Raw genomic sequence first — 22,213 nt, 5'->3', positions numbered from 1 at the left:
CCTACTCTCCTTGGGTTAGATGGGTGGCTTTACCACTGAAGCTGCAAAGCGGCGGTGCCAAAAAACCATGCAGCACGCAGCCATGGAAGGGCCGCACCAGCAGACTGTTTCTTGCGTCACACCGCCAGGAGCTTGCGGAGAGGGCCGACGATCGCCTCGTCCTGCGGCTCGGTGTCGGAGCCAAAGCGGGCGACGACGATCCCCTTGCGGTCGATCAGAAACTTCTCGAAGTTCCAACTCACCTCGTCGGGTCCGGGCGCGGCACTTTTCCCGGCCATCCGGGCCGCCAGCGTGCTACCCGGTTGGAAGACAGCCTTCGGCAGCGCCTCGATCAACGCTTGATAGACCGGATGCTTCCGTGGCCCTTTCACCGCGATCTTGGCGAACACCGGGAATTCGACACCATGGGTCAACCGGCAGAACTCCTGGATTTCGGCGTCTGTGCCCGGTTCCTGGCCGGCGAAGTCATTGGACGGAAAGCCGAGCACCACAAAACCCTGGTCGCGATAGGAGCGGTAGAGCGCCTCCAGCCCATCATATTGCTTGGTGTAGCCGCATTTGGAGGCGACGTTGACGATCAGCAGGACCCTGTCGGCATATTCACGAAGGCTTGTGGTCGAGCCGTCGGCGCGGCTGAACGGAATATCGTAGATCGAGGCTGTCATAAGCAAAAAATCCTGCAGACAAGATGGCCCCCGTACATTGGTCGCCTAGCCGCTCCCGTCAAGGAAAGCTGTTCTCCAGAACCAAATTGCTGGGCATCTTTCGAGACAGCCTTTAAGTATCTTGGCCGCCGGAATAAGTTGGGTCATGAGCCCCTGTGGGAGATATGAAATGGGCCTTTCCGACGAGAAAGATGCGCCAAGGCTGCTTTCGGAAATCGCCAGCTATCATGCGCATGTCTATTACGACCGACTGAAGACCCGCCCAGTCGCGGAATGGCTGCGCGCCGCGATCGGCGAGCGCTTTCTCGTTCGGCTCGGGAATTGGCATGACGAGAAGGTCGGGCCGCATGACCAATCGATGTTTCAGGTCTCATTCCCAAACGACGTTTTCACCAGCCTGGTGCCGTGGCTGATGCTCAACCATCGCGGCCTCAGCATTCTCGTCCATCCGAACACCACGAACCCGCGGCGGGACCATCTGATTGATCCGATCTGGATAGGAACGCCGCTGCTCGTTCACGGGGAAAGTCTTCCAGACGAGCATGAGGCCGAGGAGGCGTTGCTCCCCAACACCACACCGACCGTCGTGGCCTAATGCATGCCGCCCAAAAGTGGCCCGGTTTTGGGAAACGACATGCATAAAACAAAAGCCTGAAGCGCGTCGCCAGGCGCACGCCCCGATCAGTGTTCGGGTATGCACAAAATCTCCTGCCTTGACCGCGCCGAGCGCGGCCTTCCCATCGACCAGCATCCCACGTCTATCTCAACTCACTTCTTCTTCGGAAGGCGTGGATTTTCTGGTGCAGTGCCCAATTCCGACCGTGCCAGGCGCTTTGGCCTCATCCATTCGGCGCGCGCTTTTTCCGATAACACCAGTCCGTGGCCGGGTCGATCGGGCGCATAAGCGTAACCATCTCGGATTTCGATGGGCTGATCCACCAGATGATCGAAGTTCTGGAATGAATATTCCAACCATTCGACTTCAGGAAGTGCGACCGCCATGTGCACGCCGACTTCCAGGAAAGTGTTGCCTATACTGACCGGTATCCCGAGTTCCGCGGCCAGCCAGCCGATACGCATGACATCCGTCACTTGACCGTGGACATTCAGGATGTCGGCCGCATGCGCTTCCAGAAGAAGCCGCTTGCCCTGCTGATCCAGATACTCGCCGCTGTTGATCTGGGTCCATGTCACGGCATGCCTGAGTGTTCTCAACCCTTCATGGTCGTGACGCAGGATCGGGTCCTCGACCCAGAGAAGATCGTGGCCGGCATCGCGGATCGCCACCAGTTTCATGAGCGCCTCCTTCGAGTTCCAAGCCTCGTTCGGATCGATCATGATTTTGGACCCTGCCGGCACACAGGTCTTCAACAGTCCCAGGCGTCGCAGATCGCGGTCGAAATCCCGGTGGCCGACCTTGATCTTGAAAGCGGAGTAGCCGAGCGACGCCGCGTGGGAGAACAACGTGACGAAGGCATCATCGTCGAGGTGAAAATCGAGGCCGCTGGCGTAGGCCTTCACCCGGTTGCGGCGACTGCCGAGCAAGACATGGAGGGGCAGGCCAGCTTCTTTCGCCGCAAGATCCCAAAGCGCCACCTGAACCGCCTCGTGAAAGGGCAGCGTGTAGCCCCGTTGATTGCCGCCGCGCGGGCGGTTCACACGGTGAACCAGCGCGATCGCCTTGTGTCCGTTCAGGGTCGGCCAAACCTCGTGTTCGAAAACAGCTTCGATCTCCGTCTGGTCAGGCAGCGGATTGAAGAGCGTCTGGATGAACCCCAGGCCCACCTCGCCACTTTCGGAAACGAGTTCCAGCGCGGCGACGTTGACGTCGTCCGCTCGAACCTGACTGTCCCCGATTATCCGGTCGCGGGCGAACTGAAATCGGGTTATACGAAAATGCGAAAGGCTCATCACAAAGGCTTTCTGATCGTTTACAATGATCAACTGATCTATCAGATCGCATCTTATTATCGGACCAACGGAGGTGTCGCAAGTGGCGGGCAAAGCAAAAACCGTCTCTCATCCCCTCGCGGCAGGCACCCGCATGAGCGATGTTGCCTATGAGCGGATACTGGAGGGCTTGTTCGATCGGCGTGTTCCGGCCGGGGCTTTCATTTCGCAAAATGAATTGTCCGCGATCGTCGACGTGCCTGTCGCCCCGCTTCGCGACGCTCTGCGTGTTCTTGAGGCGGAAGGGATTCTGACCATTCACCCGCGCTCCGGTATCCAGTTCATCAGGCCCGGCCTGGAGCTTACGCGCGCAACCTACCAATTCCGCGCCATCATTGAGCGCTCGGCGATCCGCGTCTTTGCCGAGCAAGGCGATGAAGCCGTCATGAATGCCTTGGAAATCCGGCATTCCCGGCTACTTCGGCGCGTCGAGCGAGATGGCCTCGGAAAGGAACAACTGGAGGAGATGGATGCGCTCGAGGGAGAACTGCACGGCGCAATCATCGCCGCACTGCGCAATCCTCTGATCGATAGCACCTACCGACGCATGCACAATTATCTGCGTCTGCTGCGGCTCGACAGGAAGATCACCACACCTATCATGGTCCGGACGCTCAAGGAGCACCTCGACATCCTTGAGGCTTGCGGCACAAGGAATGCCGACGCCGCCGAAGGAAAGCTGCAGTCACATTTCCAGGCCGCGATGCAGCGGAACCTGGGTCTCGTCTGACACGTCAGTAGCGATCCGTCGTTTTGCCGGTTGCGCTCCGCGGTGGTTGCGCGGGGGAATGGTGCTACCTCAACTCCGATTGATCGATCAGTTTGCTGATCTGATATTTCGGGGGAGGTCGCGTGCAGGTGAACAAGCCTGCCGCCGAGGTTTGCAGGCCGCAGAAAAGAGCCGATTTTTCTTTCGGTCGATCCGGCGAGCGTCAACCTGTTCGATCCCGGCAGCGAGCAGCGCATCTAAGGCAGGGCAGCCTAGAGGCGGCGGGGGTAGCGGAACGACGTTGTCCCACATTCAGCCTCAGCGGGTGTGTGCAATCAGGTCCGCCAGGCAATCGCCAGCCTGGGTTCCCGGCACGCCCAGATCTCTGACACTGTCCATGTGGTTGCGGTTCGCAAGAACGAGCGACGTTACTGGCGAGCCCTCCCGCAGCAAGCTCGCTGTGAAGCGATCCGCTTGCCGATGGAAAGGCGGCGTCTCATCGGCTCCGACCAAAACCGTCGTCTTGGTTTGAGCATCATGGCGGTAGGCAAGCGGTGTGAACGTGGCGACTTCCTGATCGGTGATTCCGATCTCGTTGGCGAGAAAGGAATCCTGGAGCGGTTTCAAATCGTAGAGCCCGCTGAGCAGAAGGGCGGCTCTCACATTCGAGGGGGTCTGCTCGCTGTTGAACAGAAACGTTGCAAGATGTGCTCCAGCCGAATGACCACTGACGGTCAGCTCTGCCGGGCTCCCGCCATGGTCGGCGATGTTGGCCAGGACCCACTGCTTGGCGCGGCGCACCTGGTCGACGATCGTCGCCATTCTGACCTTGGGCATCAGCGCATAGTCGAGGATGACGGCAATGGCCCCGGCCTTGGTAATCGTCTTCGCGACGTATGAATAGTCGCGCTTGGAGAACATTCTCCAGTAGCCGCCATGCACAAACATGTGCACCGGCAGGCGATCTCGTTTGCCCTCCGGAAAGAACAGATCGACGGTTTCGGTGGCATCGGGTCCGTAGGCGACATCGGCGACCATTGGAAGGTTCGCCCTGGCATCCTCGCTTCTGCGAACGATCTCGGCGACGATGTCGTCGAACTCGACCACATGATCGCGAATGCGAAACGGATCTTTCAGCATGGTGTCTGCTCAGATGGTCACGGCGATGTATTTCGCCTCCATGAACTCGGAAATGCCGTGCTGGCCACCTTCGCGGCCGAGGCCACTCTGCTTGACCCCGCCAAAAGGCGCCGCCGGATCCGACATCAGGCCGCGGTTCAGTGCGATCATGCCCGACTCGATCCTGGCAGCCACCCGCATTCCACGCGCCAGATCGCGCGTGTAAATGTAGGCGGCAAGCCCATATTCGGTGTCATTGGCGCGCGCGATGACCTCGACCTCGGTTTCGAAGCTAGAGATTGGCGCCACGGGCCCGAATATCTCCTCATGTGCCATCCTTGCGTCGCCCGGCACATCGCGAAGCACCGTGGGAGGATAGAAGAATCCACCTCCGGACAGGACGGAGCCGCCGCACATGATCCGCGCGCCGCGTGCGACCGCGTCAGTGACAAGGCGGTCTATCTTCTCGACCGCCTTTCTGGTGATCATGGGGCCGCATTCCGTGTCCGGGTCGGTCCCCGCCCCGACCATGAGCGATGACATTCGCTTCTCAAGTCCGTCACAGAAGGCTTCATAGATGCCGGATTGCACGTAGAGGCGGTTCGCGGCCGTGCAGGCTTCACCGGCGTTACGCATCTTCGCCACCATTGCGCCATCGAGCGCCGCTTCGAGATCGGCGTCGTCGAACACGATGAATGGGGCGTTGCCTCCAAGTTCCATGGAACACGAGACAACGTGCTTGGCGGCCTCTGCCAGCAAAGCGCGCCCGACACCCGTCGAGCCGGTGAAGGAGAGTTTGCGCACTCGCGGATCGGCCAGCATGGCGGCCGTCACAGGGCCGGGACTTGTGGTTGTCAGGACGTTGACTACCCCCGGTGGAACGCCTGCGTCCTGATAGAGCGCGGCGAGCGCGTAGGCCGTGAGGGGGGTCTCACTGGCCGGCTTCAGGATCACCGTACATCCAGCGGCAAGTGCCGGCGCGATCTTGCGCGTCGCCATCGCGGCAGGAAAATTCCAAGGCGTGATCAGGACACAGATGCCGATCGGTTCGTAGTCGACCACGATGCGGTTGGTGCCGGAGGGGGCAGTGCCGAATTCACCGGTAATGCGAACCGCCGCCTCGGCGTTCCAACGGAAAAATTCCGCTGCATAAGCGATCTCGCCGCGTGCATCTCGCAGGGCCTTGCCGTTCTCCAGCGCAATAAGGGTTGCCAGCGCCTCCGATCGCTCCGTCATCAGCTCGAAGCAGCGCCGCAGTATCTCGGAACGCCTTCGCGGCGACATCGTCCGCCAGCCGTGCGCTGCCTTGGCCGCGGCGTCAACTGCGGCGGCCGCGTCCTCCAAGGTCGCATCGGGTACGGCAGCTATGATGGCTTCCGTCGAAGGATCGATGACCCGAATTCCCCTGCCATCCGCGGACTGCCGCCATTGGCCGCCAATATACAGCCCGTGCGAGATTGTGTGGAACTCGCTGATGCCCTGATCATCCGCCAGAGCCTGTGAAGACGTGTTCATCTCGATATTCCCGGTTGCTTACATGGCACAGCTGGCGAGGTCGCCATCAAAGGCGGCCTGGACCAGGCGTCGCATGGATCCCAAATCGAATGGACGCGGATTGTTCTTGATGAGGCGTTCGATGCCGATCGCTTGTTGCGCCGTCCAATCGAGCTTTTCGGCGGGCAGCCCCAACTCGGCCAACGAGGGGGTGATCCCGATTGCCCCAAACAGCCGGCTGACCTCGCCAATGGTCGCGTCGGCCATCTCGTCGGGCGTCCGGCCTCTTCCATCGAGGGAGAGCGCGTTGGCGATCTCGGCCATCTCGGTTGCCGCGGCTGTTCTGTTGTACTTCATGACATACGGCAGCATGGTCGCGACACCCAATCCGTGAGCGGTGTGGGTGATCGCGCCAACCGGATATTGCACGGCGTGCGCTGCCGCCGTGCCGGCCGTTCCGAACGCACAGCCGGCCGCGAGTGCGCCCATCATCACGTCGGCCCGGGCGTCCTCGTCGGAGGGCTGGCGGTATGCCGTTTCAAGGCTTCGGCCAAGCAGCTTGATCGCCAGCAGTGCGAAATGATCGGTCAAGGCGGTTTTGCCGATAAAGACATGTTTTTGCGGAAGGCCGGGATCGGTCCCGCGCCTGACCGCGGTGAAGGCCTCGATGGCATGCGTCAGCGCATCGGCGCCCGCGATCGCCGTCAATCCCGGCGGGCATGTCATCGTCAGTTCAGGGTCGCAGATAGCCGCGGCCGCGATCAGATACGGGCTGGAGATGCCGACCTTCAGCGTGCGATCCGGATCGGAGATCACTGCAACCGGGGTCACTTCAGAGCCAGTGCCGGCTGTCGTCGGCACCGCGATCAACGGCAGCGTCGGACCGGGCACCTTGAACTCGCCGTAGTAATCCTGGAGCTGGCCGCCGTGACTGATGAGCAACGCGGCGCATTTGGCTAGGTCGAGACAACTGCCGCCCCCGATGCCGATCACCATGTCGGGCGCGAACTCCCGCGCCTCCTCGACGCAGACGGCAACGGTGTCTCGGGGGACGTCGGGTAGCACACGGTCATGCACGAACACATCGATCGAGGCGGCTCGCAGCGCCGCGACGATCTCCCCGAATGGGCCTGTGGCGGCAAATCGTTCATCGGTACAGACGAGCGCGCGACGCCCCAGCCTTGCCGCGACGGCCGGAATGATGTGGCGTTGGCCCTTCCCGAAGAGGATTTCACTCGGCAGCCTTATGGCAGCGAAAAGGCTCATGCTCTGTATCCTGTGATGATGTCTGGATTGGAAGGGCGTTCAGTTCGGTCCAAAGGCGGGCATGGGCCGCGGGCGCGGCACGCTGCTCCAGCAGGGCCATCGCAAGCGCCATTGCGTTGTTTCGAAACAGTCTCAAAAAATATCCTCTATAAAATCGTATAGGATATAGGATTGTATTCGCCGGAGCATCGTGCTAGCAACTCAATGTGTCAAGAGGCAAAACATGCAGGCCATGAACTTACCCATTGCAGACGAAACGAACCTCGCCGGCGGGCGTATCCAGCGATCGGGCAGCTTGGTTGAGGACGTCTATGAAGCGATTTTTGCGCAACTCATGTCGCTAAGGATTGCACCAGGTTCCCGGATCACGGTCGACAGCCTGGTCAAGGAGTTCGATGTGTCACACACGCCAATCCGCGAGGCGCTTGGCCGGCTCGAAGGCGAAGGCCTGGTGCTGAAGACGCATCTGATCGGTTACCGTGCCGCGCCGCAGATCACGAAGCGACGGTTTGACGAACTCTACGAGCTTCGCCTGTTGCTCGAGCCTCATGGCGCAGCCAAGGCAGCCGCCCTCATGGACGAGGCAAAGCTCGCCCTGCTTCAGGAATCGGCGGGCGTCATGGCGCGTCGTGAGGGCAAGGACGAGCGCCTGCGGTATTCCAACTTTGCCCGCCAGGACGCCATTTTCCATGACAGGGTCATGGAATTCGCCAACAACGAGCTCGTGCGCGAGACGCTGGCGCACCAGCATACCCACTTCCACATATTTCGCCTGATGTTCCATTCGCGCGTCACCGAAGAGGCGCTCGACGAGCATGAGGCCATCCTGGCTGCTTTCGCTGCGGCCGATCCTGCCGCGGCCGAGCAGGCGATGCGTCGTCATATCGAGCATTCCCGCGACCGTTTGTTGCTGGCGTTCGACTGAGACTCTCCCGATGTCCATTGCGGCCCGTATCGATGCAGGGAAGGGAGGCGAATTGCATGGGGGTGACCGCGCAAGGCGTTCGGATCCGGTCTTGCGGGCGGAAAATCTCTCCAAGCAGCATGGTCCCGTGACGGTGCTTTCGGAAGTCACCGGTCCAGGGCAACGTCAAGCTGGATGCGCCGTTGATCACGCAGGCCAATGCCAAGGAATTCTTCTTCCCCGTTTCACCCTTCTGAAAACCCAAATCGGCGGGCGAACGCAAGTCTCGCCCGCCCCCTTGTCATAGGAAAGGAACGACCATGCCAGGCAAGAGAATCCTGATGCTGACCGGTGAGTTCACCGAAGAATATGAAATCTTTGTCTATCAGCAGGCGATGGAAGCGGTGGGGCACACCGTCCACGTCGTGTGCCCCGACAAAAACGCCGGTGACGTGATCAAGACATCGCTGCACGACTTCGAAGGCGATCAGACCTACACCGAAAAGCTCGGCCACTATGCGCTGATCAACAAGACCTTCTCCGACGCTGAGAAGCAGCTGGATCAATACCACGCCGTTTACTGCGCTGGCGGTCGTGGCCCCGAATACATCCGCACCGACAAGCGCGTGCAGGCAATGGTGCGTCATTTTCACGAGACCAAAAAGCCGATCTTCACGATCTGCCATGGTGTCCAGATTCTGATTGCGGTCGACGGGGTCGTTCGTGGCAAGAAGGTGGCGGCGCTCGCGGCTTGCGAGCCGGAGGTGACGCTTGCTGGCGGCACTTACATCGATCTAACTCCCACCGAAGCCTATGTGGACGGGACGATGGTTTCGGCCAAGGGTTGGACGGCGCTTGCAGCGTTCATCCGGGAATGCCTGAAGGTGCTGGGAACGGAAATCCGTCACGCTTGAGCTTTGGTCTCGACGCATCCCGGGGGATGCGTCGGTTCCCTTCAAAGGCGAGTCGATTTCATCATTCATCAAATCCAATCAGCGAACGCATCAGGGTTGCTCTTGCCGAAGCCAGATGCCCTCGGCACGCTCGCTCAATCCGCTCGGAGTCGCGGCTTTCGAGCGCATCGATATAGGCGAGATGTTCGAGGATCGCCGCCTGGTTGCGCTGCTTTTCATCCTGCTTGTTCCATTGATAGTGGTAGTGAAAAATGAAGCTGATGATGTCGTAGAAATCGTCGATGAAGCGGTTCGGTGACGCCTCGTTTATGACCCGATGAAACCGGTTGTCGAGGCCGGAAAAGTCGTGAAAGCGGCTTTCAATCCGCTTCAGCAGTTCGGTATGCGCAATCTTGAGCGCGGCGAGCTTGCCCCACAGGGGAGAATTGTCGGGCTGCCGTGAAAACAGATGCGCCGAGCGCAGCTCGAACATCACCCGGATCTCGAACAGCTCAAGTGCGAAATCCTCCGTGAAGCCTTTGAAAAGCCAGCCCGTATTCGGCCTTTTCTCGATCAGTCCAAACCGGCTGAAGCGGATCAGGAACTCGCGAATTCCGTTGGTTGCGACACCGAACTGCCGCGCAAGCTCGAGTTCTTTGATGCTTGCTCCAGGCCTGGTGTCACCCCGCAGCATCCACTCCATGAACTGCTGTTCGACATGCCTGGCCCGTGACGTGGTTTGGGCGTCGGGATAGTAGTCATTTTCGTCGACCGCTCGTCCCGCCGCCCGGATGCCGTTGCGCTCAGTTATGAGTTCGCGGTGAACAAGTTCCTGCAGAACCTTCCGGACGGTCGTGCGGCTGACTCCTATTCGCCGTCTCAGCTCATTCTCGGAGGGGAAGTTCCCGACCAGTTGTCCATCGCGCAGCATACTTGCAGTTCGATTGAAGGCCTTCTTGTAGACGGTGTCGGTTCGCATCGGACCTCCCCTAAGAAATACCTTGTTCTTTCTAGCATGAACTTTATCCATAAAAAACAACTTGACCGAGAGCGATGCCGGTTGTTTTTTATCGATAAGAAGAACCTAAAATACAGCAACGGTTTTTGACGACGAGGCCCGCATGGCTTCGGCGGGGAGGAAGATTTGCCCGAAACGGGAAACACCGGCACGGCTGTCGGCGAGACCGCACTGCTGGCCTCGAAAAAGCCGGAAGCCGTACCTGGCTTGGCGCTCGGCCTGACGCTGCTGAGCGCTGGCCCGGTCATCATACTGCTGCTGCTGATCGCCGTTCTCAGTTTTCTGTCACCCTATTTCCTGACCGGGCGCAACCTCAGCAACATCCTCGCCCAGACCGCCGTCATCTCGGTTGTGGCGATGGGACAGCATCTGGTCATCCTGACGCGCGGTATCGATCTGTCCGTCGGCTCGAACGTTGCACTGGCTTCTGTTGTCGGCGCGCTCAGCTTTCACGCCGGCGCTCCCGCTTTCGCGGTGATTGCGGTGATGGTTGGCTGCGGTGCGGCGGTCGGCGCCATCAACGGGCTCTTCTACGTCTTCGGCCGGCTGCCGCATCCTTTCATCATCACACTGGCGACACTAAGCATCGCCAAGGGCCTGGCGCTCCAATTGGCCGATGGGCGCGCCATCCCAGGAATGCCAGATGCCATCGATGCGCTTGGCCGCGAGGCGGTCTGGGGTCTGCCTGGATCGGTTTTTGTTGTTGCGGGCGTTGCCGCGCTGCTTTTCGTCATGGCCAAGACGATGGTCTGGGGGCGCTGGATCTATGCCGTAGGCGGCCGGCCCGACGCGGCGGTGCGCATGGGCATTCCCGTGTCCTGGGTCCTGGTTTCGGTTTATGTGATCTCAGGGCTGTGCGCCGGCATCGGCGCCGTCATCCTTGCCGGCCGCACCGACGCCGGTTCGCCTTTGTTCGGCAATCTGTTGGAACTGGATACGATCGCCGCGGTGATCATCGGCGGTGCCAGCTTTCTCGGCGGCCGCGGCCATCTTGGCCATGCGTTGATCGGTGCCATCATGATCGGCGTCATCCGCAACGCGCTCAACCTGCTCAACGTCAACGTCTTCTTCCAGCTCATCGTCATCGGCGTGGTCATTGTCATAGCGGTTGAGTCCGATGTGCTGCGCAACTACCTCGAAGGGCGCGTGCGCGTTGTGCAGGCCGGGAGGCAAGCATGAGCGCCGTTGCGTCCAATGGCGATCATGCGGCCACCGCCGACCACCCCGTGCTCGCGGTGCGTGGTGCTACCAAGCGTTTCGGCTCGGTTCTGGCGCTGGACGATGTCAGCATCGAGGTCCGGCGCGGCGAGATCCTCGGGCTTCTCGGCGATAACGGCGCTGGCAAGTCGACGTTGACCAAGTGCATCAGTGGCGTCCATCAGCTCGACACCGGGGCCATCGTTCTCGACGGTTTGCAAACCCAGATCCGCTCGCCGGCGGATGCACGCTTTGCCGGCATCGAAACCGTCTACCAGGACCTGGCGCTGTTCGACAATTTGACGCCCGGACAGAACTTCTTTGCAGGTCGCGAGTTGGCCTGGCCGCAATGGCTTCCGCGCGGCCTGCGATTTCTCCAACAGCGCAGGATGGACGCCGAGACCCGCGTTTTGCTGGCAAACCTCAAGGTCACGTTGCCGCGGCTGGACGCCGTCGTCGCCATGATGTCGGGTGGACAAAGGCAAGCCATCGCCGTTGCCCGGTCGACCGTATTTGCCCGCAAGGTTGTGATCCTGGACGAGCCGACGGCCGCACTTGGCCTGCGTGAATCGCGGCAGGTGCTCAACCTGGTCGCCGCCCTGCGCGACCAGGGCAACGCCGTCATCCTGATCACCCACAATATGGAGCATGTCGTCGAGCTTGCCGATCGCGCCGTGGTGCTTCGCCAGGGCCGCAAGGTTGGTGAACTGGTGCCGACCAAGGACAACAAGCAGGAGCTGGTTTCCATGATCGTTGGAGCCTGACCCGATCGAGATTTGGGGACCGTTCCGGTCCGCAAATGCCTGAAGCGACTTCCGCCGGAAGACGCCTCAATTCCAAGGGAGGAATGGAATGCCAATGAACCGAAAACTGTTCGCTGGGCTGGCGATCGCCGTTGCGTTTGCGATGCCGGCTTCGGCCGCCGACAAGGTCAAGGTCGGCCTGATTACGAAATTCCCGGTGCCGTTCTACTCGACCATGGAAGATGCCGCCAAGAAATACGCGGCCGCTCATCCGGAGATCGAGCTGGTCACCGGCCAGGGCCAGGCGGCTACCGACATTGAAGGCCAGATCGCGCTGATCGAATCCATGATCACGCAAGGCGTCAAGGGTCTGGCGATCACTCCGGTCGATCCGACCGTTGCGCCAGCGCTCGACAAGGCCGTCGCCGCCGGCATCAAGGTGGTTCTCGTCGACAACAGCATTCCTGACTGGAAAGGTCAGACGGCGCTGGTCTCGACCAACAATCTCAACGGCGGCAAGATTGCCGGAGAGTACCTGAAGACCGTGCTCAAGAGCGGCGACAAGATCGGCATCCTGCAAGGTGTTCCCGGCGTGCCGGCGCTGGACGACCGGGTCACCGGCATGATGGAGGGCCTCGGCGACGTCAAGGTCGACGTCGTCGGCAAGGGTGCAACCAATTGCACGCTCGAGCTCGGCACGTCCGTGACCGAGGATATCCTGACCGCCAATCCCGATCTCAAGGCGATCTACTCGGCCTGTGGCCCGCCAATCCCGGGAGCCGTCAAGTCGATCAGCAATGCGGGCATCGCCAACGACAAGATCATCCTTGTCGGCTTCGACGCCTGCTGTGGTGAGATCGAAGCGATCAAATCGGGCGGTGAAGACGCCAGCGTCGCGCAATTTCCAGCAAAAATGGGTGAACTTGGCATCGACACGGTGGTCAAGGCGATCCGCGGGGAAACCGTGGAGGCCAATGTCGACACCGGCGCCGGCCTGGTGACGCCGCAGAACGTCAAGGACTTCGAATAGGCTCCACACCTTGGCCCGGCGGTCTGTCTCAACCGCCGGGTTCTTTTTGGAACATTTCAGGAAGACGGTCCGCATGAAAGCGCTCATATGCCGAAAGCCCGGCGAACTGATCTTCGAGGATCGCCCCGCTCCAGGCCGGCCTGGCGCCGGATGGGCGCTGGTCAGCATCAGCCATGTCGGTATCTGTGGCACCGATTACCACATTTTCGAAGGCAAGCATCCCTACCTGGCCTATCCGCGTATCATGGGGCATGAGCTCTCTGGCACCGTGACCGCGGTAGGCGAAGGCGTTGCCATCGCGCGCGGTGAGCGGGTCGTCGTAAATCCCTATTTTGCCTGCGGCAAATGCATTGCGTGCCGTCGCGACAAGCCAAATTGCTGTGTATCAATCGAAGTGTTGGGCGTTCATCGCGACGGCGGCATGTGTGAAGAATTGCTGGTGCCTGCCGGCAACCTTTACCCGGCCGCAGGACTGTCATTCGTTGACGCGGCCGCTGTCGAGTTTTTGGCGATCGGCGCCCATGCGGTGAGGCGCTCCAAGCTTGCTGCTGGCGTACGCACGCTGGTCATCGGCGCCGGACCCATCGGACTTGGCACGGCACTGTTTGCGCGTATTGCCGGCCAGGCGGTGACGATCATGGACATGAGCAGGGAGCGGCTCGACTTTGCCGAAGGTCAACTCGGTTTTCCCGTTATCGATGGTGCGACGGTGTCACCCGTCGACCCGGTGAGGGAGCGCACCGATGGCGATTGCTTTGACCTCGTCTTCGACGCCACCGGCAGCAAGGCCTCGATAGAAGCCGCCTTCGCTTATGTGGCGCATGGCGGCGCGTTGGTAATGGTCAGCGTCGTCAAGGGCGAGATCAGCTTCTCCGACCCAGAATTCCACAAACGCGAGATGATGGTGATTGGTAGCCGCAACGCGCTTCGCGTTGACTTTGACCACGTCATGGCGGCAATGCACCATGGTGCCATTCCCGTGGCCAAGCTGATAACGCACCACACGACCCTTCAGAACAGTCCGCACGATATTTCTCGCTGGGCACATCAGAAGTCCGGGCTCATCAAGGCCGTGATCGCCTTTTAGATGAATCCGCGCGCTGACGGTACGCTTAAGGACGACCGCGGGATTTTCGCGCTCGGCAGTTCACTCACCGTCTCTCGACGAACCGAGCCGCGCTTCATTCGCCCATATTGCTTAGTACGTCCTGCTTGACGATTTCGACGCAGCGCAGATTGAGCAGTCGAATGACGCCTTTCTCCTTCAGCTTGGTGAAAACCCGCGAGACGGTCTCGATGGTAAGGCCGAGATAGTCGCCGATATCCATGCGCGACATCGGCAGCTCGATTTGCCGCAATCCGCCCTGCCGCTCCGCCATGTCGATCAGAAAGGCAGCGACGCGTTCGATGGCGTTCTGACGACCGAGGACCAGCAGGTGTTCCTGAGCTCTGGTCAGCCCCTTGAGCGCCAGCGGCAGCAACTGATGCGACATGTCGGTCCCGGCAGCCAAACGGAAGACGCGGACACCTGTGGCATTGATCGCTTCGGCGAAGAAATGATGCGTCGTGCCGGCTTCGAAGCCGAATGTCTCTCCCGCCAGATGAAAGGCGCTTATCTGCCGGCGGCCGTCGGCAAGCAGGCGGTAGACACGGACCGCGCCGAACTCGACCTGGTAGAAAGCTCCGGCCTTCTCGCCCTGGGCATAGATTTCCGAACCGGCAGGAAAGAAGCTGATCGGTTGCAGCGGTGCCGAGCCGTAGCTTGCCGGCTGGGCAGGCTTCAAGGGCAGTGCAATTCTGGAGGTTTCGTAGGCGTGCATGGCTGTTTCCCTGGTTGATCCGTGTCACAGCAATCGCTCGAATCCGCGCCACACGAAATTCGGTTATGTCCCTACGGGAAACTACTTAGGAGCAATCCACGCAAGCCTGTTCATGCCCTGAACGCAGGGCAATCCCAGCATCCTTTCAGCCCGCTTTGCTACGGGGCTTGTGCATTGCCTCGGCGAATCCTCGGCAATCGAAGCCTGTAGTGGCTCGGCGTCCAATGGCGAATGCGCCAAGGTCGGCCATGACCGGTCGTCCATTGGATGTTCGTGTCAGGCTATTCCATTGCTTCCCGGCCGGACAACTGCTCGATATGGATGCGGAAGAAAACATGCGGCGTGCTGTCGGCAAGTGAAGGTTCGACCGGTTTCAGAGCGCCAGGCTCCCACCAATCGGCATGCTTGCTCAGCATCGACCACGCATGGTCGCGCTCCACCTTGTGACCGATCCGGTCGGGAAGTTCTTGATAGCGGCCGTGGACGACGACGCTTCTCCATGTTCGCCCTTCGCCGCGCTCATCGACCTGAACGCAGACCAATGGATTGGCACGCATCCATTCGATCTTCTTGCCCAACATGGAAAACGCATAAAGGTGGTTGTCCGAATGGGCGTAGTGTATCGGCACGACGTAGGGCTGGCCGTCCTTCGCGCAGGCCAGGTGGCCGACACGATTGGCGGTCAGTAATTTCGTGCATTCCAGCACGGAAAGAGTGCGGATCAACATTGGCGCGATCTCCTGCTTTTCGAGGCTGCGCTGGACCGAGGTTTCAACACCCCTGCCAGTGTCATGGTTTTGACCCCCAAGGCGGACATTGATCGTGATCAAGCGGTCGGTCCGGCAACGCACATGATTGCCGGCTCAATGTGGCATGCATTTGGTTTGTCGGAAAATGATTCAAATCAAGGCGGGGGCTTGGCACTTTGCGCATCCTGGGGGGATGTGGAAACCGATCCTAAGCGCTCCGTTCGACAGCGATCTCGAACTGGCCGTCCTCGACGAGGATGGCGAGCATGTGCTTGTATTTCCCTGCAGGAAGACACGGAATGGATGGAAGAGCGCCGCGACCGGCGCATATGTCGACATTCACCCGACCCATTGGCGCGACTGGGACTCACAGAGGGCGCCGACAAATATCGGCAATTCCCTTCCTCAATCGCCTTAATTCCTGGGGTCCACGATCAGCGCCATGCGAACCAGATGTGACAGGCTGCTCGCGGCCATCTTGCTCATGACATTGGCGCGATGGATTTCGACTGTCCGCGGGCTGATTCCCAGATCATAGGCGATCGTCTTGTTGGGCAGTCCCGACACAAGGCCATCCAGCACCTGCCGCTCCCGCTCCGAAAGCGTTGACAGGCGCCCGCGGATCTCCGCGGATTGCGGATGGGTTGCATCGACTCGATTGCGATTGCCCAGCGCTGAACGAATCGCTTCGATCAGAATGTCGTCGTCGAACGGCTTTTCGATGAAATCGGCAGCGCCTTCCTTCATCGCTTGAACGGCCAGCGCCACATCGGCATGGCCTGTCATGACAATAACCGGAAGCCTGTGTCCGCGGGTTCTCAACTGGCGCAGGAACTCGATGCCGTCGATACCCGGCATGCGCACATCGGTCACGATGCAACCGTCGACATTGTCCGTTGCCGTGGCCAGGAAGGCTGTCGCGGATTCATGCAGGCGCACTGCAAAGTCGGCTGTGGCCAGAAGAAACCCAAGCGACTTGCGAACGTCGACATCATCGTCGACCACATGCACGAGTTCATTCCCGGCCATTGGCGATCTCTTCCTTGTCCACGACGCGCAAGGTGAACCGGAAAGCGGTTCCTCCAGACGGCATTGCCTCGGCCCAGATATGACCGCCGTGCGATTCGACGATAGTACGGCAAATGGAGAGGCCGACACCCATGCCTTGCTTCTTGGTGGTGACGAAAGGCTGGAAAAGCTGTGCGGAGACCTCCGGCGCGAGGCCAGTCCCTGTATCGATCACGCTCACTTCGGCCATTCCGTCGTCCCTGGCAACGGTCATCACGTGCAACTCGCGGCGGACCGTTCCCTGCATGGCCTCCACCGCGTTGCGCATCAGGTTGAGCAGAACCTGCTGAATCTGGATGCGGTCGGTCAAGACCAGTTCGGCCGCAGGATCGAGCTGGTAGCTGACACGCACATCGGCTTCCCTTGCGCCAACCAGGGCCAGGGATGACGCCTCCTCGATCAGCGCCGGCAGGCGCTCGACGTGGCGCTCGCTTTCACCTCTTGAAACGAAGTCGCGAAGGTGGCGGATCACATTTCCCGCCCGCAAGGCCTGTTCCGCTGCCTTCTCGACCGCCTCCTTCAGCATTGGTGCGTTCTCTTCCGTGCTTTTCTCGAGAAGCCGGCGGCTGCCCTTGAGGTAGTTCGTGATCGCCGTCAGCGGCTGGTTGATCTCATGCGCGAGCGTCGAGGCCATTTCGCCAAGCGCGGTAAACCGCGCCATGTGGAGAAGCTCCTGCTGCTGCTCCTGTATTCTTGCTTCTGCCCGATGGCGCTCGGTCAGGTCGCGGCAAAAGCCGGTGAAGAAGCGTCCGGTTCCCGGATGCATCTCGCCGACGGAAAGCTCCATGGGAAAGGTCGAACCGTCCTTGCGCATCCCCGTGACGGTGCGACCAAGCCCGATGATCCGGCGCTCGCCGGTCGTCAGATAGCGGTGCAGGTAGGCGTCGTGCTCGGCGCGATAAGGCGACGGCATCAGCAGGCTGACATTCTGGCCTATGACTTCGCTGGACTTGTAGCCGAACAGCATTTCCGCGGCCGTGCTGAAAGATTGGATGCGGCCTTGTTCGTCGATGACGACCATTGCGTCTGGCACCGTTGCCAGGATCGAGCGCAGGTGATCCTCACGCAGTCGAAGTGCGGCATTCGCAAAGGAGAGTTCGCTGACATCCGTGCCTTCGACGAAGATCGCGCCGATGCGGCCATCGTCGGCCTTGATCGGCTGATAGACGAAATCCAGGATGCGCTCTTCCGCCGGCTCGTCGTCCTTGTTGCGAAGGGCTACCTTCATGCCCTGGCCTCTGTACGGTTCGCCGGTCTTGTACACTTGGTCCAGCCGTTCGAAGAAGCCTTGCCCTTCCAGCTCGGGAAGGGCCTCGCGTACCGACTTTCCGATCACCCGCCTGTCGCCAATCAGCCGTTGGTAGGCGGCATTGGTCAGTTCGAAGACATGGTCCGGTCCGCGCATCAGAGCCATGAAGCCCGGAGCCTGCTCGAACATTTGCGACAAGACTGATTTCAGCATCGTCCCGCCGGCTGACAAAACCGCGTCGCTTTGGCTCACCTGAGGCCCCTGGGTTCGGCACACATGCAACAAAGGCTAACTATCACTCCCGGCCGCGCACGCAAAACTGATTCAGGCAGAAGTTTGAAGTGCTTGGCGGATCCTTTGACGCGCATCAAGGCGTTGGGCGCTGGCGAATGTCATTCATCATGCATTCGATCTTTTCAGTGAAAGGCCCGTGCAATGTCCTACAAGTCAATCATCGTGAACCTTGCCGTCGATGCACCTCCTGCACCCATGGTGAAGCTGGGGGTCGAGCTTGCGGAACGGTTTGGGGCCTGTCTCATCGGCCTGGCGGCGGCAGATGTCCCGCCACTGGTCGCGACAGGCGATGGCATGGTCTACGAGGGGGAGATCATGCAGATCCAGCGCACGGAAATCGAAAAGCGGCTCGCCGAACTGCGCGCCGAATTCGAGAGACTGGTTCCGGCATCAATCTTCAGCGAATGGGGCCAAGCCGTCTGCAGCCCGACCCGCTTCCTGAGTGTTTCCGCCCGAGCCGCCGATCTTATCGTTACCGGCAGCGAGACAGGGGGAAATGTCTTTCGCGCCGTGGATGTCGGCAGCCTCGCACTCGGTGCTGGTCGGCCGGTCCTGGTTGCCGCGAGCAATACCGAACATGTCATGGCAAAAACCGTGCTGGTTGCCTGGAAGGACGCCCGGGAAGCGCGGCGGGCGATGGCGGATGCGTTGCCATTTCTGGCCAAGGCCAATGAAGTCGTCGTTGCTAAAATCGATACCGACCGCGACGAAGGCATTCGTGACAGTCTCGCCGATGTGGCGGTTTTTCTCGAACATCACGGCATCATGGCGCGGACCGAACTGATTGCCGGCGAGGCCGACGGCGATCGATTGCTGACATTTGCGCGCTCGATCCATGCGGACCTGATCGTCTCCGGCGCCTATGGGCATAGCCGCCTGCGAGAATGGGCATTCGGCGGCGTCACGCGCACGCTGATCCATGAGAGCGGCATCAATCGCTTCATGTCGTATTGACCGCCGGCCGCATCAGGAACGTCAAATCCGCCGCTTGCGGTCACAAGCTGGAATGATCGACCGGAGCGGGCCGCCTGTTGACCGAGATCAATGCAGCAGCTGCCAGCATGGCAATGATCGCCAAGAGGCAAGGAGCGATCGACATGAACCTTCTCGATTACCTGATTTCCGTTGACGCCAGGACCGCGTTGATGGATCGCATGATGCGCAAGCTTGGCGTCGACAGACAGTTGAAGGTCGTGGCGGACCATGCCGCTGTCACCCATCGCGCGGCGGACCGCTGCCGCTCCTGCGGGCACCAGGACGAATGCTCGACCTGGCTTGACGAACACGAGCACGCTGACGACCCGCCAGACTATTGCCGCAACCGCGATCTGATCGCACGGTTGCAGCACGCGGCCGGCCAACGCTAGAAGTTCACCACAAATGCGTCTCAGGCCACTGAGCAAGGCGCGCGGACGGTCGGAGCGGATGGCGATGCCAACAACTTTCCCACCGTCCACGACCGGAGAATGCGCTTGACGCGCGTCGCGCGTTCGAAGATCTCGGTCAACGATGCGTCAGGCGATCGCCGAGAAACGCGTTTGACGGCCCGGCAGGGTTTGACGAGAGTCGACGCAAACGGAATTTATGCCGATAGATTTGCATCCCATGGGACCAGGCAGTTTGGACGATCTATTTTTTCTGGAAGCATTTCTGCTCTTTATCGCGCCCGGGCCGACCAATGCCCTTCTGATGGCGGGCGCGGCCAAGCGACGGAAGGCGATTCCACCTTTGGTCGCACAAGCCTGCGGATACGGGATCGCTGCGGCCTGCTGGTTTTCGCTGCGACCCTTGCTGCCATCCGGCGCCATCCAGGTACTCAAGCTGGTCGCAGCCTTATGGCTCGTAATTCTTGGCCTGCGCCTGATAGGCAGCGGCCGGATCGACGCGTCCGAAGACGGGGATAGCCGTTCTGTTCTGGTAACGACTGCCCTCAATCCGAAAGCCTTTATTTATTGTCTGGCAATCGTGCCGGTGGACGCGAGGCCGTACGAACTGGGCTTCTTCTGGATCGTACTTCTGGTGATCACAGCCGCCACCGGATCGACGTGGCTTTTGCTCGGCAGGCAGCTGAATGGAGGCAAAGAGATGGCAGACAGGGTCGCGGGTGCGGCGCTTATCGCATTCGCTTTGTTGCTGCTTCGACCGTTGCTAGCGATGGCTGCGACCTAGAGCGGTTCGCATTTAGGTTGACTTATAGCCTGCGCTTTCGATGTAGTTGTTGCATTCATTTGGGGTGACGTCGTCGAGGGTGCGGGCGATAGCGTTGTGTACGGCCTGGATGCTTCGTTTGGCGGCACGTCGCATGCAGTGCTTGAGCTTGGCGAAGAGCTTCTCGATTGGATTGAGATCTGGACTGTAGGGCGGCAGGAAGAAGAGCCGCGCTGCGGCGGCCCTGACGATGTCGCGGACGGCTTGGCCCTTGTGAGACCCGAGATTGTCGAGAATGACAATGTCGCCCGGCTTCAGTGTCTTGATGAGTTCGGTTTCGACATAGACACGGAAGGCCTGCGCATTGATGGGTCCGTCAATGACCCAAGGCGCCTCTACCCGATCATGCCGCAGCGCGGCGATGAAGGTCATCGTCTTCCAATGACCATATGGCGCGTGAGCCATCAGCCGCTTGCCGCGCACACCCCAGCCACGCAACGGCGCCATGTTGGTCTTGACCCACGTTTCATCCAGGAAGACCAGGCGCGTTGGGTCAATGCGGGTCTGATAGCGCATCCATTGCGCCCGCCGACGCATCAGCTTCGGCTTGAGCTGCTCAGCCGGCAGAACGGTTTTTTTTGAAGCTCTTGCCCTCGCGATGCAAGAAGCGACCGACGCTGGCGGGGTGGATGATGAGACCCCGGTCAGCCAGTGCGGCCGTCAATTCATGAAGCGTTATGTTGGCATCCCGCTCGACCTCGCTCAGGACGAAAGCACGATGCTCCCCGTCAATCAGATAGGGTCGATGACCGCCCATCTTGCCGGGTGCCGCACTGCCCAGCCGACGCTTGCGCGCCGCCCACTTGATCACGCTCGAAACTGCCACCTTCAGCGCCGCAGCCACCTCTCGGCTCGTCTCGCCTTCTTCAAGGCGAGCCAGTGCCCGTTCCCGCAAATCCATCGAATAAGGCTTGGCCATCTGTCCCGACCTCCAACGGTCAGAACATCGAATCTGATTTGCTCAATCTTGGGAATCCTGATTCAGACAAAACGCAAACCGCTCTAGGCTCAACGCGGACGTCTTTCCAATTTGAATGCTGGGGTCATCATGCGTTCGCAAATTCTTGTGGTGCTGAACTAAGAGACAAGCACCACCGACAGCGGCCCCGCGCAGAAAAGGCTGTCCTTCACTGCCCTTACGCCGGCGACGTTTTCGGCGGCCACAATGGCCGCCTGCCGCTCGCGTTCGTCGAAGATGGCGCCGCTCAGTTCCACCACCCCTTCGTCCACGGTCACGTCGATCATGTCCTTGCCGGCCCATTTCTGCTTCGCAAGCTCGGCGATGATGTCCTGACGGATCCGTTCGTCGTCCATGGCTGCCGGAGCCGATCGGGGCAAGACACTCAGCAGCGCACGCAGAAGATCGGAGCGGGTGACCATACCGATAACCTTGCCATCGTCGACAACCGGAATGCGTTTGACGCGATGGCGCGTCATGAGCTCGACGATCTCGGGCAGCGATGCGTCAGGCGATGCCGTGACGACATCCGTCGTCATCACCTCCTCGATACGGCGTCCGTTGGCTTGAACATATTCGTCAGCGGCCCTTCCGGGGCTCACAAGAAACTCCAGCCAGCGTGAGCGTTTGCGGTTGGTGCCGAGTTCTCCCCGGCGCAGGAAATCGCCCTCGCTGACAATGCCCACCAGCGTGCCGTCGCTGCGAATGACGGGAAGGCCACTGAACTTTTTGGACAGCATCAATCCTGCTGCATCGGAGATTGACGCCGTTGGTTCTATTCCGATGACCGGTGCGGTCATTATGGCTTCGGCTTGCATGTCTGCCTCCTCCAATATCTATCGGATCATTATCGAAGCCTGTGCGGGACATACCTTGATC

The 22,213-nt window shown here is 60.2% G+C and carries 23 protein-coding genes; 11 read left to right on the top strand and 12 right to left on the bottom strand.

Going from position 1 to position 22,213, the window contains the following annotated elements; genetic code table 11:
- Positions 1-116: 116 nt before the first annotated feature.
- Entirely contained in the window at positions 117-665 is a 549-nt protein-coding gene (locus tag ACFSQT_RS20925) for a glutathione peroxidase (RefSeq protein ID WP_379021655.1), read from the bottom strand.
- A gap of 169 nt (positions 666-834) precedes the next feature.
- Between ACFSQT_RS20925 and ACFSQT_RS20920 the strand changes: the two genes are divergently transcribed.
- The gene (locus tag ACFSQT_RS20920) at positions 835-1,260 is read left to right on the top strand and encodes a DOPA 4,5-dioxygenase family protein (protein ID WP_379021653.1); all 426 of its coding nucleotides are present in this window, start codon (positions 835-837) and stop codon (positions 1,258-1,260) included.
- Positions 1,261-1,433: 173 nt separating this feature from the next.
- On the opposite strand, the gene ACFSQT_RS20915 is transcribed toward ACFSQT_RS20920, so the two are convergent.
- Complete coding sequence (locus ACFSQT_RS20915; protein WP_379021941.1) at positions 1,434-2,576, bottom strand: enolase C-terminal domain-like protein; 1,143 nt, start codon at positions 2,574-2,576, stop codon at positions 1,434-1,436.
- An 82-nt stretch (positions 2,577-2,658) separates the two neighbouring features.
- Between ACFSQT_RS20915 and ACFSQT_RS20910 the strand changes: the two genes are divergently transcribed.
- Complete coding sequence (locus tag ACFSQT_RS20910; RefSeq protein ID WP_379021651.1) at positions 2,659-3,345, top strand: GntR family transcriptional regulator; 687 nt, start codon at positions 2,659-2,661, stop codon at positions 3,343-3,345.
- A gap of 297 nt (positions 3,346-3,642) precedes the next feature.
- Here the strand turns inward: ACFSQT_RS20910 and ACFSQT_RS20905 are convergent, their stop codons facing one another.
- The 3 genes from ACFSQT_RS20905 to ACFSQT_RS20895 are packed head-to-tail and all read right to left on the bottom strand — an operon-like array spanning position 3,643 to position 7,203.
- The gene (locus tag ACFSQT_RS20905; protein WP_379021649.1) at positions 3,643-4,464 is read right to left on the bottom strand and encodes an alpha/beta hydrolase; all 822 of its coding nucleotides are present in this window, start codon (positions 4,462-4,464) and stop codon (positions 3,643-3,645) included.
- Between the two features lie 9 nt (positions 4,465-4,473).
- Positions 4,474-5,958: an NAD-dependent succinate-semialdehyde dehydrogenase gene (locus tag ACFSQT_RS20900; protein ID WP_379021647.1), complete on the bottom strand. Its 1,485-nt coding sequence runs from the start codon at positions 5,956-5,958 to the stop codon at positions 4,474-4,476.
- An 18-nt stretch (positions 5,959-5,976) separates the two neighbouring features.
- Positions 5,977-7,203 (bottom strand): iron-containing alcohol dehydrogenase, encoded by a 1,227-nt coding sequence (locus ACFSQT_RS20895; RefSeq protein WP_379021645.1) that lies wholly within the window; start codon positions 7,201-7,203, stop codon positions 5,977-5,979.
- A 223-nt stretch (positions 7,204-7,426) separates the two neighbouring features.
- On the opposite strand from ACFSQT_RS20895, the gene ACFSQT_RS20890 reads away from it, so the two are divergent.
- Both ACFSQT_RS20890 and ACFSQT_RS20885 read left to right on the top strand, forming a co-directional pair.
- Positions 7,427-8,128, top strand: coding sequence for a GntR family transcriptional regulator (locus tag ACFSQT_RS20890; protein WP_379021643.1), 702 nt, complete (start codon positions 7,427-7,429; stop codon positions 8,126-8,128).
- Between the two features lie 299 nt (positions 8,129-8,427).
- The gene (locus ACFSQT_RS20885; protein WP_379021640.1) at positions 8,428-9,021 is read left to right on the top strand and encodes a DJ-1/PfpI family protein; all 594 of its coding nucleotides are present in this window, start codon (positions 8,428-8,430) and stop codon (positions 9,019-9,021) included.
- A gap of 61 nt (positions 9,022-9,082) precedes the next feature.
- On the opposite strand, the gene ACFSQT_RS20880 is transcribed toward ACFSQT_RS20885, so the two are convergent.
- Positions 9,083-9,979: a GntR family transcriptional regulator gene (locus ACFSQT_RS20880; protein ID WP_379021638.1), complete on the bottom strand. Its 897-nt coding sequence runs from the start codon at positions 9,977-9,979 to the stop codon at positions 9,083-9,085.
- A 165-nt stretch (positions 9,980-10,144) separates the two neighbouring features.
- Between ACFSQT_RS20880 and ACFSQT_RS20875 the strand changes: the two genes are divergently transcribed.
- From ACFSQT_RS20875 to ACFSQT_RS20860, 4 genes are all read left to right on the top strand, one after another.
- A complete protein-coding gene (locus tag ACFSQT_RS20875; RefSeq protein WP_379021636.1) occupies positions 10,145-11,197 on the top strand; it encodes an ABC transporter permease in 1,053 nt (350 codons plus the stop codon).
- Complete coding sequence (locus ACFSQT_RS20870) at positions 11,194-11,979, top strand: ATP-binding cassette domain-containing protein (protein WP_379021634.1); 786 nt, start codon at positions 11,194-11,196, stop codon at positions 11,977-11,979. Before ACFSQT_RS20875 ends, ACFSQT_RS20870 begins: the two co-directional genes overlap by 4 nt.
- A 142-nt stretch (positions 11,980-12,121) precedes the next feature.
- Entirely contained in the window at positions 12,122-12,988 is an 867-nt protein-coding gene (locus ACFSQT_RS20865) for a sugar ABC transporter substrate-binding protein (protein ID WP_379021939.1), read from the top strand.
- A 73-nt stretch (positions 12,989-13,061) separates the two neighbouring features.
- Positions 13,062-14,075, top strand: a complete 1,014-nt coding sequence (locus ACFSQT_RS20860; RefSeq protein ID WP_379021937.1) for a zinc-binding alcohol dehydrogenase family protein — start codon at positions 13,062-13,064, stop codon at positions 14,073-14,075.
- A gap of 94 nt (positions 14,076-14,169) precedes the next feature.
- Here the strand turns inward: ACFSQT_RS20860 and ACFSQT_RS20855 are convergent, their stop codons facing one another.
- The 4 genes from ACFSQT_RS20855 to ACFSQT_RS20840 all read right to left on the bottom strand — a co-directional run bounded on the left by ACFSQT_RS20855 (position 14,170) and on the right by ACFSQT_RS20840 (position 18,087).
- A complete protein-coding gene (locus ACFSQT_RS20855; RefSeq protein ID WP_379021632.1) occupies positions 14,170-14,808 on the bottom strand; it encodes a helix-turn-helix domain-containing protein in 639 nt (212 codons plus the stop codon).
- Positions 14,809-15,089: 281 nt separating this feature from the next.
- Positions 15,090-15,536: a pyridoxamine 5'-phosphate oxidase family protein gene (locus tag ACFSQT_RS20850; RefSeq protein WP_379021935.1), complete on the bottom strand. Its 447-nt coding sequence runs from the start codon at positions 15,534-15,536 to the stop codon at positions 15,090-15,092.
- Positions 15,537-15,971: 435 nt separating this feature from the next.
- Positions 15,972-16,586 (bottom strand): response regulator FixJ, encoded by a 615-nt coding sequence (fixJ, locus tag ACFSQT_RS20845; RefSeq protein WP_379021630.1) that lies wholly within the window; start codon positions 16,584-16,586, stop codon positions 15,972-15,974.
- A complete protein-coding gene (locus tag ACFSQT_RS20840) occupies positions 16,573-18,087 on the bottom strand; it encodes a PAS domain S-box protein (RefSeq protein ID WP_379021628.1) in 1,515 nt (504 codons plus the stop codon). Before ACFSQT_RS20840 ends, fixJ begins: the two co-directional genes overlap by 14 nt.
- Positions 18,088-18,309: 222 nt before the next feature.
- Between ACFSQT_RS20840 and ACFSQT_RS20835 the strand changes: the two genes are divergently transcribed.
- The 3 genes from ACFSQT_RS20835 to ACFSQT_RS20825 all read left to right on the top strand — a co-directional run bounded on the left by ACFSQT_RS20835 (position 18,310) and on the right by ACFSQT_RS20825 (position 20,337).
- Positions 18,310-19,122, top strand: a complete 813-nt coding sequence (locus ACFSQT_RS20835) for a universal stress protein (RefSeq protein ID WP_379021626.1) — start codon at positions 18,310-18,312, stop codon at positions 19,120-19,122.
- 143 nt (positions 19,123-19,265) lie between these two features.
- Entirely contained in the window at positions 19,266-19,535 is a 270-nt protein-coding gene (locus tag ACFSQT_RS20830; RefSeq protein ID WP_379021624.1) for a DUF6455 family protein, read from the top strand.
- Positions 19,536-19,788: 253 nt separating this feature from the next.
- Positions 19,789-20,337, top strand: a complete 549-nt coding sequence (locus ACFSQT_RS20825; RefSeq protein WP_379021622.1) for a hypothetical protein — start codon at positions 19,789-19,791, stop codon at positions 20,335-20,337.
- A gap of 12 nt (positions 20,338-20,349) precedes the next feature.
- Here the strand turns inward: ACFSQT_RS20825 and ACFSQT_RS20820 are convergent.
- Both ACFSQT_RS20820 and ACFSQT_RS20815 read right to left on the bottom strand, forming a co-directional pair.
- Positions 20,350-21,295 (bottom strand): IS630 family transposase gene (locus ACFSQT_RS20820; protein ID WP_379017129.1). Its coding sequence is split into 2 segments (ribosomal slippage): positions 20,350-20,955 and positions 20,957-21,295, totalling 945 coding nucleotides; the frame shifts between segments, so codons are not numbered across the junction.
- A gap of 158 nt (positions 21,296-21,453) precedes the next feature.
- Entirely contained in the window at positions 21,454-22,152 is a 699-nt protein-coding gene (locus tag ACFSQT_RS20815; protein WP_379021620.1) for a CBS domain-containing protein, read from the bottom strand.
- Positions 22,153-22,213 lie beyond the last annotated feature (61 nt).

The organism is Mesorhizobium calcicola (assembly GCF_042682105.1).
Lineage (GTDB): Bacteria > Pseudomonadota > Alphaproteobacteria > Rhizobiales > Rhizobiaceae > Mesorhizobium > Mesorhizobium calcicola.
Note: the sequence above shows the minus strand (reverse complement) of the source record. Positions and strands in the feature narration are given on the sequence as shown.

Bases quoted from the DNA above. Each gene is read 5' to 3' on its own strand.
- ACFSQT_RS20925 (WP_379021655.1), bottom strand. From the start codon at position 665: ATGACAGCCTCGATCTACGATATTCCGTTCAGCCGCGCCGACGGCTCG.
- fixJ (WP_379021630.1), bottom strand. From the start codon at position 16,586: ATGGCCGGGAATGAACTCGTGCATGTGGTCGACGATGATGTCGACGTT.
- ACFSQT_RS20830 (WP_379021624.1), top strand. From the start codon at position 19,266: ATGAACCTTCTCGATTACCTGATTTCCGTTGACGCCAGGACCGCGTTG.
- ACFSQT_RS20865 (WP_379021939.1), top strand. From the start codon at position 12,122: ATGCCGGCTTCGGCCGCCGACAAGGTCAAGGTCGGCCTGATTACGAAA.
- ACFSQT_RS20900 (WP_379021647.1), bottom strand. From the start codon at position 5,958: ATGAACACGTCTTCACAGGCTCTGGCGGATGATCAGGGCATCAGCGAG.
- ACFSQT_RS20890 (WP_379021643.1), top strand. From the start codon at position 7,427: ATGCAGGCCATGAACTTACCCATTGCAGACGAAACGAACCTCGCCGGC.
- ACFSQT_RS20855 (WP_379021632.1), bottom strand. From the start codon at position 14,808: ATGCACGCCTACGAAACCTCCAGAATTGCACTGCCCTTGAAGCCTGCC.
- ACFSQT_RS20880 (WP_379021638.1), bottom strand. From the start codon at position 9,979: ATGCGAACCGACACCGTCTACAAGAAGGCCTTCAATCGAACTGCAAGT.
- ACFSQT_RS20850 (WP_379021935.1), bottom strand. From the start codon at position 15,536: ATGTTGATCCGCACTCTTTCCGTGCTGGAATGCACGAAATTACTGACC.
- ACFSQT_RS20895 (WP_379021645.1), bottom strand. From the start codon at position 7,203: ATGAGCCTTTTCGCTGCCATAAGGCTGCCGAGTGAAATCCTCTTCGGG.
- ACFSQT_RS20840 (WP_379021628.1), bottom strand. From the start codon at position 18,087: ATGCTGAAATCAGTCTTGTCGCAAATGTTCGAGCAGGCTCCGGGCTTC.
- ACFSQT_RS20835 (WP_379021626.1), top strand. From the start codon at position 18,310: ATGTCCTACAAGTCAATCATCGTGAACCTTGCCGTCGATGCACCTCCT.
- ACFSQT_RS20920 (WP_379021653.1), top strand. From the start codon at position 835: ATGGGCCTTTCCGACGAGAAAGATGCGCCAAGGCTGCTTTCGGAAATC.
- ACFSQT_RS20815 (WP_379021620.1), bottom strand. From the start codon at position 22,152: ATGCAAGCCGAAGCCATAATGACCGCACCGGTCATCGGAATAGAACCA.
- ACFSQT_RS20860 (WP_379021937.1), top strand. From the start codon at position 13,062: ATGAAAGCGCTCATATGCCGAAAGCCCGGCGAACTGATCTTCGAGGAT.
- ACFSQT_RS20885 (WP_379021640.1), top strand. From the start codon at position 8,428: ATGCCAGGCAAGAGAATCCTGATGCTGACCGGTGAGTTCACCGAAGAA.
- ACFSQT_RS20915 (WP_379021941.1), bottom strand. From the start codon at position 2,576: ATGAGCCTTTCGCATTTTCGTATAACCCGATTTCAGTTCGCCCGCGAC.
- ACFSQT_RS20870 (WP_379021634.1), top strand. From the start codon at position 11,194: ATGAGCGCCGTTGCGTCCAATGGCGATCATGCGGCCACCGCCGACCAC.
- ACFSQT_RS20905 (WP_379021649.1), bottom strand. From the start codon at position 4,464: ATGCTGAAAGATCCGTTTCGCATTCGCGATCATGTGGTCGAGTTCGAC.